Origin of the sequence: Yersinia enterocolitica subsp. enterocolitica (assembly GCF_901472495.1) — a bacterium.
In the GTDB taxonomy this organism is placed as follows: domain Bacteria; phylum Pseudomonadota; class Gammaproteobacteria; order Enterobacterales; family Enterobacteriaceae; genus Yersinia; species Yersinia enterocolitica.
Map to the genome: position 1 here is coordinate 3,697,481 of NZ_LR590469.1, position 15,929 is coordinate 3,713,409.

Genomic DNA, 15,929 nt, shown 5'->3' on the forward strand with positions numbered 1-15,929 from the left:
AACTGTGCCCACAGAATACAGTGGTAGCGTTATTTACCGCGAGCCTCTATTCTTCACAAACCACAATTCTTCACGAACCACTATTTTCACGGGTAATCGCTCGATAGCCAATGTCTTTGCGGCAGAATGCACCTTCCCACTGAATCTTCTCAGCGAGCTTATAAGCATGTTGCTGTGCCTGTGCAACTGTTGCCCCGAGTGCCGTCACACACAACACGCGCCCACCGCTGGTCACCACATTATTATTGCTGTCTAGCTTGGTTCCAGCATGGAACACTTTGCCATCAGCCACTTCCTGTTGTGGTAGCCCATGAATGATATCACCCTGACGGTAATCAGCTGGATAGCCGCCTGCGGCCAGAACCACACCCAGTGACGGGCGTTCATCCCAGTCAGACGTTTTCTCGTTCAACTTGCCTTGTGCGCCAGCTAAACACAACTCAACCAAATCTGAACGCATACGCAACATGATTGGTTGAGTTTCCGGGTCGCCAAAGCGGCAGTTGAATTCGATAACCTTTGGTTGCCCATCGGCGGAGATCATCAAACCTGCATAAAGAAAACCGCTGTAAACATTACCTTCAGCTGCCATACCGCGCACGGTGGGCCAGATAACTTGATCCATGACTCGCTGATGGACTTCGTCCGTGACGACAGGTGCCGGAGAATAAGCGCCCATGCCGCCGGTATTCGGGCCAGTATCACCATCACCAACGCGCTTATGATCCTGGCTGGTGGCCATCGGTAACACGTTTTCACCATCAACCATCACAATAAAGCTGGCTTCTTCACCATCGAGGAATTCTTCCACCACGATGCGATGGCCGGCATCACCAAACGCATTGCCAGCGAGCATGTCATGTACTGCGGTTTCTGCCTCTTCCAGCGTCATTGCCACAATCACGCCTTTACCGGCAGCCAGTCCATCAGCTTTAATCACGATTGGCGCACCAATTTTGCGCACATAAGCTAAAGCAGGCTCGACCTCGGTGAAATTCTGGTAAAACGCGGTTGGAATATTATGGCGGGCCAGGAAATCTTTGGTGAAAGCTTTAGAACCTTCCAATTGGGCTGCGGCTTGCGTTGGGCCAAAGATAGTCAGGCCCGCCGCGCGGAAGGCGTCAACCACACCGATGACGAGTGGTGCTTCTGGGCCGACGATAGTCAGGCCAATATCGTGGCTTTGCGCAAATGCCAGTAAACCGGCAATGTCGGTGGCGGCGATATCGACATTTTCTAGCGTGGGTTCCAGGGCCGTGCCAGCATTACCCGGCGCAACATAAATTTTATCGGCTAAAGGTGACTGTGCTGCTTTCCAGCCTAGCGCATGCTCGCGCCCGCCATTGCCAATAATCAAAATATTCATCTGATGACTCCGTTAAGCGGGTTAATTAATGGCGGAAATGGCGCATGTCGGTAAAGATCATGGCGATACCATGTTCATCAGCCGCAGCAATGACTTCATCGTCACGAATAGAACCACCCGGTTGGATGACACAGGTGATCCCGACGGCTGCAGCTGCATCAATACCGTCGCGGAATGGGAAGAAAGCATCAGAAGCCATGGCAGACCCTGCCACTTCTAAACCTTCATCTGCCGCTTTGATACCGGCTATCTTGGCCGAGTACACACGACTCATCTGGCCTGCACCTATGCCGATAGTCATATTGTCGCGCGCATAAACAATGGCATTAGATTTAACGAACTTGGCGACTTTCCAGCAGAACAGCGCATCACGCAGCTCTTGTTCGGTCGGCTGGCGTTGAGACACCACACGCAAATCCGCCTCAGTCACCATACCCAAATCGCGGTCTTGTACTAACAAACCACCATTAACACGTTTGAAATCCAGGCCAGCAGAACGTTCTTGCCACTGACCGCAAGTCAGAACACGCACATTCTGTTTGGCGGCTAACAGCGCCAAAGCTTCAGTACTGACTGATGGGGCAATAATCACTTCAACAAATTGACGGCTGATAATGGCGCTGGCGGTTTCGGCATCCAACTCGCGGTTAAAGGCGATAATGCCGCCGAAAGCTGATGTTGGGTCAGTTTTATAGGCTTTGTCATAGGCGGCCAGCAGAGAGTCAGCAATCGCCACGCCACATGGGTTGGCATGTTTAACTATGACACAAGCTGGTTCGCTAAACTCTTTCACACATTCAAGTGCAGCATCGGTATCAGCAATATTGTTATAAGAGAGGGCTTTGCCTTGTAATTGCAGTGCGGTAGCCACTGATGCTTCTTTCACATCTTCTTCTATATAGAAGGCGGCTTGCTGGTGGCTGTTCTCACCGTAACGCATATCCTGTTTCTTTATATAGTTAAGATTCAGGGTGCGAGGGAAGCGGCCAGATGGTTGCTCTGTGTCACCATGATAAGCTGGCACCAATGCGCCGAAGTAGTTGGCAATCATGCTGTCGTAAGCGGCGGTGTGTTCGAAAGCTTTGATCGCTAGGTTGAAACGGGTTGGGTACGTCAATGAACCGTCATTCTCGTCCAGCTCGGCAATAATTGCTGGGTAGTCGCTGCTCTTAACGACAATGGCGACATCTTTATGATTCTTGGCCGCAGAGCGCACCATGGTTGGGCCACCGATGTCGATATTCTCAACGGCGTCTTCCAATGAACAATCCGGGCGGGCCACGGTTTGGGCAAAGGGATATAAATTCACGACTACAATATCAATTGGCTGAATATCATGTTGAGCCATGATTCCATCATCCTGGCCGCGACGGCCTAAAATGCCGCCATGTACTTTGGGATGCAAAGTCTTAACGCGTCCGTCCATCATTTCTGGGAAGCCGGTGTAGTCAGACACTTCGGTGACAGGCAGGCCTGCATCAGCCAGCAGACGGGCAGTCCCGCCAGTGGAAAGTAACTCGATACCACGTTGTGAAAGTGCAGTGGCGAATTCGATGATGCCGGCTTTGTCAGACACACTGAGCAGAGCACGGCGGATTGGGCGGCGTTGTTGCATGGTTTTATCCCTTGGCTTTGGAGTCGCAGTTGTTCTTCGCAATCAATCAATAGAGCGTTACGTGAATCTCTTCTATCTATATAAAGAGAAAAACAGATTCAGATAACATCCCAATAGCGAGAAATGCCAGCCAGTGGCAACTTTCATGTGAGACCGACCTCTCTACAGCATCAAAATACGTTTTATCGCGGGCGGTATTGACCCATTTTATAAAAACCACTTCATGTCATCGATATTTTGCCCGCGAGGTCACTCTTTTTCGACGCGGGGAATTGTAGCGAAAACGATTGCGTGATGCTCGTCAATTTTGAGAAGAGTTTCAATCTGTGGATAAGTTTGTGCACAACAGGGTATAAGGCGGGGTTTTGCTGTGGAATGCAGCAAACAGTCATTTTTATTGAAATTAGCGGTTGCGGGCGGCTGAGAACTCCCTATAATGCGCATCCATCGAGACGGCACACAACGAATCAAGTAGTTAAGTGACCGGCAAAGAGAACAGAGAAATTCAACGAAATTAAATGTTGACTCTGAATGAGGAAAGCGTAATATGCGCACCTCGCGTTACCAACCAAGTGTTGCTAACGCACTGCTCTTTAACAATTTATCAGACAATCTGTGTGGGCACTCGCAAGACGATATCGAAGCCTGTTTCGACAGGCAGAAGCAATATCAAAGTCTTGAAGAGTGACCAAAGCAGTACACATTTGAACTTCGGTTCGAATGCATATTTGCAGAAAGTAATCTTTGAGCATCGCTATGTTAATTCATAGCAAATCAAACAAATCTTAAATTGAAGAGTTTGATCATGGCTCAGATTGAACGCTGGCGGCAGGCCTAACACATGCAAGTCGAGCGGCAGCGGGAAGTAGTTTACTACTTTGCCGGCGAGCGGCGGACGGGTGAGTAATGTCTGGGAAACTGCCTGATGGAGGGGGATAACTACTGGAAACGGTAGCTAATACCGCATAACGTCTTCGGACCAAAGTGGGGGACCTTAGGGCCTCACGCCATCGGATGTGCCCAGATGGGATTAGCTAGTAGGTGGGGTAATGGCTCACCTAGGCGACGATCCCTAGCTGGTCTGAGAGGATGACCAGCCACACTGGAACTGAGACACGGTCCAGACTCCTACGGGAGGCAGCAGTGGGGAATATTGCACAATGGGCGCAAGCCTGATGCAGCCATGCCGCGTGTGTGAAGAAGGCCTTCGGGTTGTAAAGCACTTTCAGCGAGGAGGAAGGCCAATAACTTAATACGTTGTTGGATTGACGTTACTCGCAGAAGAAGCACCGGCTAACTCCGTGCCAGCAGCCGCGGTAATACGGAGGGTGCAAGCGTTAATCGGAATTACTGGGCGTAAAGCGCACGCAGGCGGTTTGTTAAGTCAGATGTGAAATCCCCGCGCTTAACGTGGGAACTGCATTTGAAACTGGCAAGCTAGAGTCTTGTAGAGGGGGGTAGAATTCCAGGTGTAGCGGTGAAATGCGTAGAGATCTGGAGGAATACCGGTGGCGAAGGCGGCCCCCTGGACAAAGACTGACGCTCAGGTGCGAAAGCGTGGGGAGCAAACAGGATTAGATACCCTGGTAGTCCACGCTGTAAACGATGTCGACTTGGAGGTTGTGCCCTTGAGGCGTGGCTTCCGGAGCTAACGCGTTAAGTCGACCGCCTGGGGAGTACGGCCGCAAGGTTAAAACTCAAATGAATTGACGGGGGCCCGCACAAGCGGTGGAGCATGTGGTTTAATTCGATGCAACGCGAAGAACCTTACCTACTCTTGACATCCACGGAATTTAGCAGAGATGCTTTAGTGCCTTCGGGAACCGTGAGACAGGTGCTGCATGGCTGTCGTCAGCTCGTGTTGTGAAATGTTGGGTTAAGTCCCGCAACGAGCGCAACCCTTATCCTTTGTTGCCAGCACGTAATGGTGGGAACTCAAAGGAGACTGCCGGTGATAAACCGGAGGAAGGTGGGGATGACGTCAAGTCATCATGGCCCTTACGAGTAGGGCTACACACGTGCTACAATGGCAGATACAAAGTGAAGCGAACTCGCGAGAGCAAGCGGACCACATAAAGTCTGTCGTAGTCCGGATTGGAGTCTGCAACTCGACTCCATGAAGTCGGAATCGCTAGTAATCGTAGATCAGAATGCTACGGTGAATACGTTCCCGGGCCTTGTACACACCGCCCGTCACACCATGGGAGTGGGTTGCAAAAGAAGTAGGTAGCTTAACCTTCGGGAGGGCGCTTACCACTTTGTGATTCATGACTGGGGTGAAGTCGTAACAAGGTAACCGTAGGGGAACCTGCGGTTGGATCACCTCCTTACCTCAGATACGCATTGCGCAGTGTCCACACAGATTGTCTGATGAATGTAAACGAGCAAGAGCACCTGTTGATGAGGGTGATGATTGTGTTGTAAGGCCTCGGCATTGAGTTTTTACTGCATCAGTCGTTCGAATGTGTCACCACATTCTCACCTTTACACAAAAATACTGAATCCATGATTCAGTAGAAATTTTTGTGTCCCCATCGTCTAGAGGCCTAGGACACTGCCCTTTCACGGCTGTAACAGGGGTTCGAATCCCCTTGGGGACGCCACTCCGATAATGTGTGAAAGACATTATCAACCGGTTCTTTATGAACTCAAAAGTATCTTAAAGATGACTTTAACAAGTCGTGTTTAAGATATTGCTCTTTAACAATCTGGAACAAGCTGAAAATTGAAACAATACAGCTGAAACTTATCTCTCCGTAGAAGTACTGAGATAAGGATTAACCTGTATTAGAGTCTCTCAAATAATCGCAATGCCAATGTGTTTATCATTGTTGCAGTGTGAGCGAGAAGATACTCAGCAAGGCGTACAGCGCACAGCAACCGGAGTGAACGCTACGTTCATGAGGATTGCGCGCACTGCACAACGACGCAGAGTGTGTTCGTAGCCACACCAATAAAGAAGAAACATCTTTGGGTTGTGAGGTTAAGCGACTAAGCGTACACGGTGGATGCCTAGGCAGTCAGAGGCGATGAAGGGCGTGCTAATCTGCGAAAAGCGTCGGTAAGGTGATATGAACCGTTATAACCGACGATACCCGAATGGGGAAACCCAGTGCAATTCGTTGCACTATTGCATGGTGAATACATAGCCATGCAAGGCGAACCGGGGGAACTGAAACATCTAAGTACCCCGAGGAAAAGAAATCAACCGAGATTCCCCCAGTAGCGGCGAGCGAACGGGGAGGAGCCCAGAACCTGAATCAGCATATGTGTTAGTGGAAGCGTCTGGAAAGTCGCACGGTACAGGGTGATAGTCCCGTACACAAAAATGCATACGTTGTGAGTTCGATGAGTAGGGCGGGACACGTGACATCCTGTCTGAATATGGGGGGACCATCCTCCAAGGCTAAATACTCCTGACTGACCGATAGTGAACCAGTACCGTGAGGGAAAGGCGAAAAGAACCCCGGCGAGGGGAGTGAAATAGAACCTGAAACCGTGTACGTACAAGCAGTGGGAGCACCTTCGTGGTGTGACTGCGTACCTTTTGTATAATGGGTCAGCGACTTATATTTTGTAGCAAGGTTAACCGAATAGGGGAGCCGTAGGGAAACCGAGTCTTAACTGGGCGAATAGTTGCAAGGTATAGACCCGAAACCCGGTGATCTAGCCATGGGCAGGTTGAAGGTTGGGTAACACTAACTGGAGGACCGAACCGACTAATGTTGAAAAATTAGCGGATGACTTGTGGCTGGGGGTGAAAGGCCAATCAAACCGGGAGATAGCTGGTTCTCCCCGAAAGCTATTTAGGTAGCGCCTCGTGAACTCATCTTCGGGGGTAGAGCACTGTTTCGGCTAGGGGGTCATCCCGACTTACCAAACCGATGCAAACTCCGAATACCGAAGAATGTTATCACGGGAGACACACGGCGGGTGCTAACGTCCGTCGTGAAGAGGGAAACAACCCAGACCGCCAGCTAAGGTCCCAAAGTCATGGTTAAGTGGGAAACGATGTGGGAAGGCACAGACAGCCAGGATGTTGGCTTAGAAGCAGCCATCATTTAAAGAAAGCGTAATAGCTCACTGGTCGAGTCGGCCTGCGCGGAAGATGTAACGGGGCTAAACCATGCACCGAAGCTGCGGCAGCGAACGTATCACCCAAGACAATTCACGGCAGTGGATAATGATTGACGGAGCGCAGCGACGTCAATGCGTCCAATAAAGTCGAGTTGGCTTAGGGATACGTTCGTTGGGTAGGGGAGCGTTCTGTAAGCCGTTGAAGGTGACCTGTGAGGGTTGCTGGAGGTATCAGAAGTGCGAATGCTGACATAAGTAACGATAATGCGGGTGAAAAACCCGCACGCCGGAAGACCAAGGGTTCCTGTCCAACGTTAATCGGGGCAGGGTGAGTCGACCCCTAAGGCGAGGCTGAAAAGCGTAGTCGATGGGAAACAGGTTAATATTCCTGTACTTGGTGTTACTGCGAAGGGGGGACGGAGAAGGCTAGGCTAGCCGGGCGACGGTTGTCCCGGTTTAAGCATGTAGGCGGAGCGACTTGGTAAATCCGGTTGCTTATCAACGCTGAGGTGTGATGACGAGCCACTACGGTGGTGAAGTAGTTGATGCCAAGCTTCCAGGAAAAGCCTCTAAGCATCAGGTAACATTAAATCGTACCCCAAACCGACACAGGTGGTCAGGTAGAGAATACTCAGGCGCTTGAGAGAACTCGGGTGAAGGAACTAGGCAAAATGGTGCCGTAACTTCGGGAGAAGGCACGCTGGCATTAGGTAAAGGGACTTGCTCCCGGCGCCGAAGCCAGTCGCAGATACCAGCTGGCTGCAACTGTTTAATAAAAACACAGCACTGTGCAAACACGAAAGTGGACGTATACGGTGTGACGCCTGCCCGGTGCTGGAAGGTTAATTGATGGGGTCAGCCTTACGGCGAAGCTCTTGATCGAAGCCCCAGTAAACGGCGGCCGTAACTATAACGGTCCTAAGGTAGCGAAATTCCTTGTCGGGTAAGTTCCGACCTGCACGAATGGCGTAATGATGGCCAGGCTGTCTCCACCCGAGACTCAGTGAAATTGAACTCGCTGTGAAGATGCAGTGTACCCGCGGCAAGACGGAAAGACCCCGTGAACCTTTACTATAGCTTGACACTGAACATTGAGCCTTGATGTGTAGGATAGGTGGGAGGCATCGAAGTGTGGACGCCAGTCTGCATGGAGCCAACCTTGAAATACCACCCTTTAATGTTTGATGTTCTAACTCGGCCCCATAATCTGGGGTGAGGACAGTGTCTGGTGGGTAGTTTGACTGGGGCGGTCTCCTCCCAAAGAGTAACGGAGGAGCACGAAGGTTAGCTAATCACGGTCGGACATCGTGAGGTTAGTGCAAAGGCATAAGCTAGCTTGACTGCGAGAGTGACGGCTCGAGCAGGTACGAAAGTAGGTCTTAGTGATCCGGTGGTTCTGAATGGAAGGGCCATCGCTCAACGGATAAAAGGTACTCCGGGGATAACAGGCTGATACCGCCCAAGAGTTCATATCGACGGCGGTGTTTGGCACCTCGATGTCGGCTCATCACATCCTGGGGCTGAAGTAGGTCCCAAGGGTATGGCTGTTCGCCATTTAAAGTGGTACGCGAGCTGGGTTTAGAACGTCGTGAGACAGTTCGGTCCCTATCTGCCGTGGGCGTTGGAAGATTGAGAGGGGCTGCTCCTAGTACGAGAGGACCGGAGTGGACGAATCACTGGTGTTCGGGTTGTCATGCCAATGGCATTGCCCGGTAGCTAAATTCGGAAGAGATAACCGCTGAAAGCATCTAAGCGGGAAACTTGCCTCGAGATGAGTCTTCCCTGGGGCTTTAAGCCCCCTGAAGGAACGTTAAAGACTATGACGTTGATAGGCTGGGTGTGTAAGTGCAGCGATGCATTGAGCTAACCAGTACTAATGATCCGTGAGGCTTAACCTTACAACACCAAAGGTGTTTTGAATTTGAGAGATAGATATTTTCAGCGAAGTTCCGAGATTGGGCTGGCTGGCTGTGTGAATGATTGCATAGCGGGTTAGTTTAGACAGAATTTGCCTGGCGGCCATAGCGCGGTGGACCCACCTGAACCCATGCCGAACTCAGAAGTGAAACGCCGTAGCGCCGATGGTAGTGTGGGGTCTCCCCATGCGAGAGTAGGACACTGCCAGGCATCAAATCAAGCCGAGACCCCATGCCAAAAGCGTGGGGTTTTTGCTATGTGGGAAATATAAAAAACGATAGAAATAGTTTTTTTGCGTGGATTTTTGTGCGTAAAAAGCCAAATAAAAGAGAAGGTTACCCTCCCGGTGGGTGGCCTTTTTTGTTTTATTGACCCGTCCTAAATAGCGTTGACACATTTAACTCGTACACTGAGGAAAATGTGATGAACCAATATGTTAAACGCACGCAACGCGATTACCCTCTATCCTTTAAATTGGCTGTTGTCGAACAGGTCGAAAAAGGTGAAATGACTTACCGACAGGCGCAAGACCGCTACGGTATTCAAGGCCGTTCTACCGTCCTGAAGTGGCTACGCAAGTTCGGTCAACTCGACTGGCTTTCTCCCTCTCCTGCAAGAATGTACGGATTCCAGATACTGCGTTGCTCGCGGTTACTGGTGATGCCTAAACGTGCCTATCATAAAACGACAAACAGCCATCATCGCTTTTACCGTCACCCTAACTTATTGAAGTCAGGAGCAAATCAGGTTATTGCCAGCCGCCCGGAACAGGTATGGGTCGCGGATATCACTTACCTTCCCCTGCGGACAGGAACGGCGTATGTCAGTTTGGTGACCGATGCCTGGTCGAGAAAAATCGTGGGATATCATGTGCATGAAAGTCTGCACACCCGCCATGTAGCCGCTGCGCTCAAAATGGCGCTGGTGAGCAGGCGCACAGCATCTGCGCTGATACATCACTCAGACCGGGGTATCCAGTACTGTTCAACAGAATATCAGGCGTTACATCAACGTCACGGTGTCATCTGTTCGATGACGGATGGATATGATTGTTATCAGAATGCGCTGGCGGAGCGGGTCAATGGGATATTAAAACTGGAATATCTGCTGGTTAAGCCGGAAGATATTGGCCAGGCAAGAAAGATGGTCAGGGAGTCAGTGGAAATCTACAACACGCGGCGACCGCATCTGTCGTTAAAATACAAAACGCCCGATGAAGTTCATCAGGCGTTTTAAGGCTGAAAAGTGTCAACCTATATCAGGACTAGTCACTGAAATTTGGATATGACTTAACAATATATGAATCACACATATACAGGTATGCGGTCATTGCATATATCTAAGCTGACAAGAATACTTGGATGCCAAGACAATATTCCTACTGTCTTAATCTTTCTGCCATTTTTATAACCACGACCACAGAAATAAAGCCTCATTCCCTTAGAATCATTGACTCTAAAATTGAAACTATGTTTTGATTATTGAGGTCATAAATGAATGCTGGTCTCCTTGTATATACCGCAATTACTGCAATATTGGCGACGACTCTTACCTGTACAGCGGTTCAGGCAAGCCCAGTGACATACCAAAAAGCAGCCATTACTGAAAGCAACCTACCGGTATTTTATCCACAGCTAAAAAAGCAAATGACTTATCAAAGCTCATGGTTAGCAGGCAAATATACTGATTTTGCTTTGTGGAAGAGTGATACCAGGAAAATTCTTCGACAGGCACTACTCACTCCTGACTCAACAATTGCTTTCTCCGCAGAAAAGATCGATCAACAAGAACGTGGTAGCTATATTGCTGAAAAGATAGTGTTTAATATCACAGATGAAAGCCGAGTGCAGGGGTTACTATTGACGCCAAAGAGCAAAGGGCCTCATCCGGCGATTGTTTTATTGCATGATCATGGCTCCAAGTTTGATATCGGCAAAGAGAAAATGATTCGTCCTTGGGGGGATAGCGTGCAGCTTGCCTCAGCACAAGCATGGTCAGATAAATTCTTCAGCGGTAAGTTCATTGGCGATGAATTGGCAAAACGAGGCTATGTGGTGCTATCCATCGATGCTATTGGTTGGGGCGATAGAGGCCCTATCAGCTATGAGCAGCAACAAGCTGTAGCCAGCAACTTCTTTAATCTTGGGCGATCATTAGCAGGAACAATGGCTTATGAAGATATGCGAACTGTTGATTTTCTGGCGACATTGCCATCAGTTGATCCGCAGCGTATTGGCATTGTAGGTTTTTCTATGGGTGCTTATCGCGCTTGGCAACTAGCTGCATTGTCCGATAAAGTGGCTGCAACTGCTGCTATATCTTGGTTTGGCAACTACCAAGGCCTGATGACACCAGGGAATAACGTACTTCGCGGACAATCTGCGTTCTATATGCTGCATCCTGGCATTGCCAATAAATTAGATTTTCCAGACATTGCCAGTTTAGCCGCACCAAAGCCGATGCTACTTTTTAACGGCGGAAAAGATAAGTTATTCCCATCGGATGCTGTGCAAGAGGCATATAACAAAGTACATGCCATTTGGCGTTCACAGAATGCGGAGTCAAGGTTGGTCACTCGCAATTGGCCAGCATTGGGGCATGTATTTTATCAAGAACAGCAAGATGTGGTGTTCCCGTGGTTAGATCGCTGGCTCAAACCATAAAAAAAGGCCCCGCAGGGCCTTGTGTGAAATCAACCGAATTAGTGAGAGCTGCTCTGAGATGCACCCAAGCCAGTTTGTGAACGTACAAACTGGGCTTTAAAGCGCAGCCGTTCTTGCTGGCCCTCTTCTGAGTTATCGGTAATGGAGAAGAACCAGATCCCGACGAATGCTACTATCATTGAGAATAGTGCAGGGTATTCATAGGGATAAATTGGTTTTGCATGTCCCAGGATAGTTACCCAGATTGTTGGGCCTAAAATCATCAGGATGACCGCAGTTAGTAATCCTAACCAGCCTCCAATCATTGCTCCGCGAGTCGTCAGCTTTTCCCAATACATAGAAATGAAAATAATAGGGAAGTTACAACTGGCGGCAATGGAGAATGCCAGACCAACCATGAAGGCAATGTTTTGTTTTTCAAACAAAATACCCAAGCCGATTGCGACAAACCCTAAAACCACGACGGTGATTTTCGATACTTTCAATTCATCTCGCTCATTTGCTTTGCCCTTCTTGATGACACTGGCGTAAAGGTCATGAGAAACCGCAGAGGCACCCGCTAATGTCAGGCCCGCGACCACCGCAAGAATAGTTGCAAAGGCAACTGCTGAGATAAAGCCCAAGAAGAAACTTCCGCCTACAGCATCAGCCAGATGAACTGCCGCCATATTATTGCCGCCCAGCAATGCGCCGGCCGCATCTTTAAAGGCTGGATTTGGGCCGACTAACAGGATCGCGCCAAAACCAATAATAAAGGTCAATATGTAGAAGTAACCGATAAAGCCTGTTGCATAAAACACGCTTTTACGTGCTTCTTTGGCATCACTTACAGTAAAGAAGCGCATCAGAATATGTGGCAAGCCAGCGGTACCAAACATCAATGCCAGACCAAGAGACAAGGCGGATATAGGGTCGGATACCAACCCCCCAGGGCTCATGATTGACAGCCCTTTAGGATGAACTTTAACCGCTTCGCTGAACAGTGTATTGAAGTTGAAGTTAACCGACTTCATCACCATGAGGGCCATAAAGGATGCGCCAGCCAGCAGTAATACGGCTTTGATTATCTGTACCCATGTTGTGGCCAACATGCCACCAAACAGGACGTACATCACCATCAAGATACCGACCAATACTACGGCAACGTGGTAGTTTAAACCGAACAGCAGCTCAATTAATTTACCGGCCCCGACCATTTGTGCAATCAGGTATAAAGCCACTACAACTAGCGAGCCACAGGCAGATAAGGTACGGATAGGTCTTTGTTTCAGCCGGTAAGATGCCACATCGGCAAAAGTATAGCGGCCCAGGTTGCGCAGACGTTCAGCGATTAAAAATAGAATGATTGGCCAGCCGATTAAAAAGCCAATGGAATAAATCAGACCATCGTAACCGGAGGTATAAACCAATGCAGAAGTACCGAGGAATGAGGCCGCAGACATAAAGTCACCGGCAATCGCCAAACCATTCTGGAAACCGGTTATACGCCCACCCGCAGTGTAATAATCGCCACGTGAACGGGTTCGTTTAGATGCCCAGTAGGTGATATATAGTGTTGCGCCGACAAACAGCACAAACATCACAATTGCTTCAATATTAAGTGGTTGACGATGGACTTCACCGGTAATTGCCTCTGCTTGTGACAGAGCAGGCAGAGCCAATAAGGAAAGTACGGACCAATGGCGAGTCTTCATTGCTTCACCTCACGAAGAATTTCTGCCGTCAGACGGTCAAACTCGCCATTAGCACGAATAACGTAAATACCTGTCAGAACAAAAGAAATAACAATCAAACCCACACCAACGGGAATGCCGCGAGTAATGGTCGCACCTGCGTATAGCGGGGTGCCGAGCCATTGTGGTTCGAAAGCAATAAGGAAAATGAAACCGACATACAGCGCCAAGGTAATCAGCGACAGTAGCCAGGTAAAGTGACTGCGCTTTTGCACCAACTCTTTGAAACGCGGGTTATTTTCAATCTCTTGATAAATGTTGTCATTCATCAGAGTCTCTCCTTTGAGGCATTAAATAAGGTGCCGCCCGAAGGCGGCATAATTTACGATGGCGCTTGCATTGATTGTTTTTCTTCCAGCAACTTGTCGACGACACCCGGATCGGCGAGCGTTGAGGTATCCCCTAAGTTACTGGTATCACCTGCGGCGATTTTGCGTAGGATCCGGCGCATGATTTTGCCCGAACGTGTTTTTGGTAATGAATCGGTCCAGTGCAAGATATCGGGTGTGGCGATTGGGCCAATCTCTTTACGTACCCAATTGCGCACCTCGGTATATAGCTCAGGTGTTGGTTCTTCACCATGATTCAGGGTGATGTAGGCATAGATAGCCTGACCTTTAATGTTATGCGGAACCCCAACGACAGCGGCTTCGGCAATTTTTGGGTGTGAAACTAGTGCTGATTCAATTTCAGCGGTACCCAAACGATGACCTGATACGTTCAGCACATCATCGACCCGGCCAGTTATCCAGTAGTAGCCATCTTCGTCACGGCGTGCGCCATCGCCACTGAAATACATCCCTTTGAAAGTAGAGAAATAAGTCTGTTCAAAACGCTCATGATCGCCAAACAGGGTGCGGGCCTGACCCGGCCATGAGTCGGTGATGACCAGATTACCTTCGGCGGCACCTTCTTGCGGATTACCCAAGTTATCTACCAGCGCCGGTTGAACGCCAAAGAATGGACGAGTCGCGGAACCGGCTTTCAACTCGGTAGCGCCCGGAAGTGGGGTTATCATGAAACCGCCGGTTTCAGTTTGCCACCAGGTATCAACTATCGGGCATTTACTATTACCGATTTTGTTGTAATACCATTCCCATGCCTCTGGGTTAATCGGCTCCCCAACCGACCCCATGATACGCAACGAAGTACGTTTAGTGCCTTCGATGGCTTTGTCACCTTCGGCCATTAAGGCGCGAATGGCAGTGGGTGCGGTATACAGAATATTGACCTGATGTTTATCAATCACCTGACCCAAGCGGTTGACGCCTGGATAGTTTGGAACACCTTCAAACATCAAGGTAATGGCACCGCAAGCCAGTGGGCCATACAGTAAATAGCTGTGGCCAGTCACCCAACCCACATCAGCAGTACACCAGTAGATATCGCCAGGGTGGTAATCAAAAACGTATTTAAAAGTCAGTGCGGCATAAACCAAATAACCGCCGGTGGTATGTAATACCCCTTTCGGTTTACCGGTAGAGCCGGAGGTATAAAGGATAAACAGTGGATCTTCCGCATTCATTTCTTCCGGTGGGCAGTCGACCGAGGCATCTTTAATCAGGTCATGCCACCACACGTCTCGCCCATCTTTCCAATAACTGGCATTGCCGGTTCGTTGGAATACAACAACATTTTTGATACTGGTAATGGCAGGGTTTTTCAGCGCTTCATCGACATTTTTTTTCAGTGGAATTGCGCGACCAGCACGGATGCCTTCATCGGCAGTAATCACCAGTTTTGAGTTAGAGTCGATAATTCGGCCAGCGACTGCATCAGGTGAGAATCCACCAAAAATCACCGAATGAACCGCACCAATACGGGCGCAGGCCAACATCGCAACGGCAGCTTCTGGCACCATTGGCATATAGATAGCAACAACATCACCTTTCTTAATGCCCAGTTTTTTCAGCACATTGGCAAACTGGCATACATCATGATGAAGTTGTTTGTATGTAACGGTTTTAGACTGATTAGGATCATCGCCTTCCCAGATAATCGCAGTTTGATCACCGCGTTCTGCCAGATGGCGATCCAGACAGTTCGCTGCAAGGTTCAATGTACCATCTTCAAACCAGCGAATACTGACATGGCCGGGATCGAAAGAGGTATTCTTCACCGTTTTATACGGTTTAATCCAATCAATAATCTTGCCATGCTCACCCCAGAATTCATCTGGGTTTTGCACCGACTGTTGATAGTATTGATGATATTGTTCTGGGTTTATCAGGGCATGCTCTGCAATTGCAGTTGGAATAGGGTGCTTATGTATTTGGCTCATCATCATTCTCCTTGAGATTGTTAATAATATGTCAATCAAAAGTTAATTATAGTGTGAGGAGATGTTTTGTTTCTTTTTTGGGCGACAGATCACGCATAAAAGATGCTGATTTAGAGACTTACTTAATGCGCTGAGTGGTGAATCGATATCTTAATGATAGAAGAGCTGCCATCTGACCATGTTATAAAGGAAAGAAAATGTGGGCATCAGCTCATTTTTCGTGCGAAAAGAGGATATCTATAGACCGGCAAAAACGAAGAATATTAACGCTACGTGA

The 15,929-nt window shown here is 49.0% G+C and carries 8 protein-coding genes, 1 tRNA gene and 3 rRNA genes; 7 read left to right on the forward strand and 5 right to left on the reverse strand.

The window, feature by feature from the left end:
• Positions 1 to 70: 70 nt before the first annotated feature.
• On the reverse strand, positions 71 to 1,366 hold the full coding sequence (purD, locus tag FGL26_RS17550) for a phosphoribosylamine--glycine ligase (RefSeq protein ID WP_005175672.1): 1,296 nt from the start codon (positions 1,364 to 1,366) through the stop codon (positions 71 to 73).
• A gap of 25 nt (positions 1,367 to 1,391) precedes the next feature.
• Positions 1,392 to 2,981: a bifunctional phosphoribosylaminoimidazolecarboxamide formyltransferase/IMP cyclohydrolase gene (gene purH / locus FGL26_RS17555; RefSeq protein WP_005175670.1), complete on the reverse strand. Its 1,590-nt coding sequence runs from the start codon at positions 2,979 to 2,981 to the stop codon at positions 1,392 to 1,394.
• Positions 2,982 to 3,528: 547 nt separating this feature from the next.
• On the opposite strand from purH, the gene FGL26_RS21525 reads away from it, so the two are divergent.
• From FGL26_RS21525 to FGL26_RS17595, 7 genes are all read left to right on the forward strand, one after another.
• A complete protein-coding gene (locus FGL26_RS21525) occupies positions 3,529 to 3,669 on the forward strand; it encodes a hypothetical protein (RefSeq protein ID WP_166792490.1) in 141 nt (46 codons plus the stop codon).
• A gap of 99 nt (positions 3,670 to 3,768) precedes the next feature.
• A 16S ribosomal RNA gene (locus FGL26_RS17570) occupies positions 3,769 to 5,311 on the forward strand.
• 197 nt (positions 5,312 to 5,508) lie between these two features.
• Positions 5,509 to 5,584, forward strand: a tRNA-Glu gene (locus FGL26_RS17575).
• Positions 5,585 to 5,962: 378 nt separating this feature from the next.
• A 23S ribosomal RNA gene (locus FGL26_RS17580) occupies positions 5,963 to 8,956 on the forward strand.
• A 113-nt stretch (positions 8,957 to 9,069) separates the two neighbouring features.
• Positions 9,070 to 9,185, forward strand: a 5S ribosomal RNA gene (gene rrf / locus FGL26_RS17585).
• The 16S, 23S and 5S rRNA genes sit together here with 1 tRNA gene alongside, the layout of an rRNA operon.
• A 213-nt stretch (positions 9,186 to 9,398) precedes the next feature.
• Positions 9,399 to 10,211: an IS3 family transposase gene (locus FGL26_RS17590; RefSeq protein WP_032912915.1), complete on the forward strand. Its 813-nt coding sequence runs from the start codon at positions 9,399 to 9,401 to the stop codon at positions 10,209 to 10,211.
• A 257-nt stretch (positions 10,212 to 10,468) separates the two neighbouring features.
• Complete coding sequence (locus FGL26_RS17595; protein ID WP_005175653.1) at positions 10,469 to 11,638, forward strand: dienelactone hydrolase family protein; 1,170 nt, start codon at positions 10,469 to 10,471, stop codon at positions 11,636 to 11,638.
• Positions 11,639 to 11,676: 38 nt separating this feature from the next.
• Here FGL26_RS17595 and actP read toward each other — a convergent pair whose 3' ends face one another.
• The 3 genes from actP to acs are packed head-to-tail and all read right to left on the reverse strand — an operon-like array spanning position 11,677 to position 15,652.
• Positions 11,677 to 13,332: a cation/acetate symporter ActP gene (actP, locus tag FGL26_RS17600; RefSeq protein WP_138060256.1), complete on the reverse strand. Its 1,656-nt coding sequence runs from the start codon at positions 13,330 to 13,332 to the stop codon at positions 11,677 to 11,679.
• Entirely contained in the window at positions 13,329 to 13,640 is a 312-nt protein-coding gene (locus FGL26_RS17605) for a DUF485 domain-containing protein (protein WP_138060257.1), read from the reverse strand. Before FGL26_RS17605 ends, actP begins: the two co-directional genes overlap by 4 nt.
• A gap of 53 nt (positions 13,641 to 13,693) precedes the next feature.
• Complete coding sequence (acs, locus tag FGL26_RS17610) at positions 13,694 to 15,652, reverse strand: acetate--CoA ligase (protein WP_005175648.1); 1,959 nt, start codon at positions 15,650 to 15,652, stop codon at positions 13,694 to 13,696.
• Positions 15,653 to 15,929 lie beyond the last annotated feature (277 nt).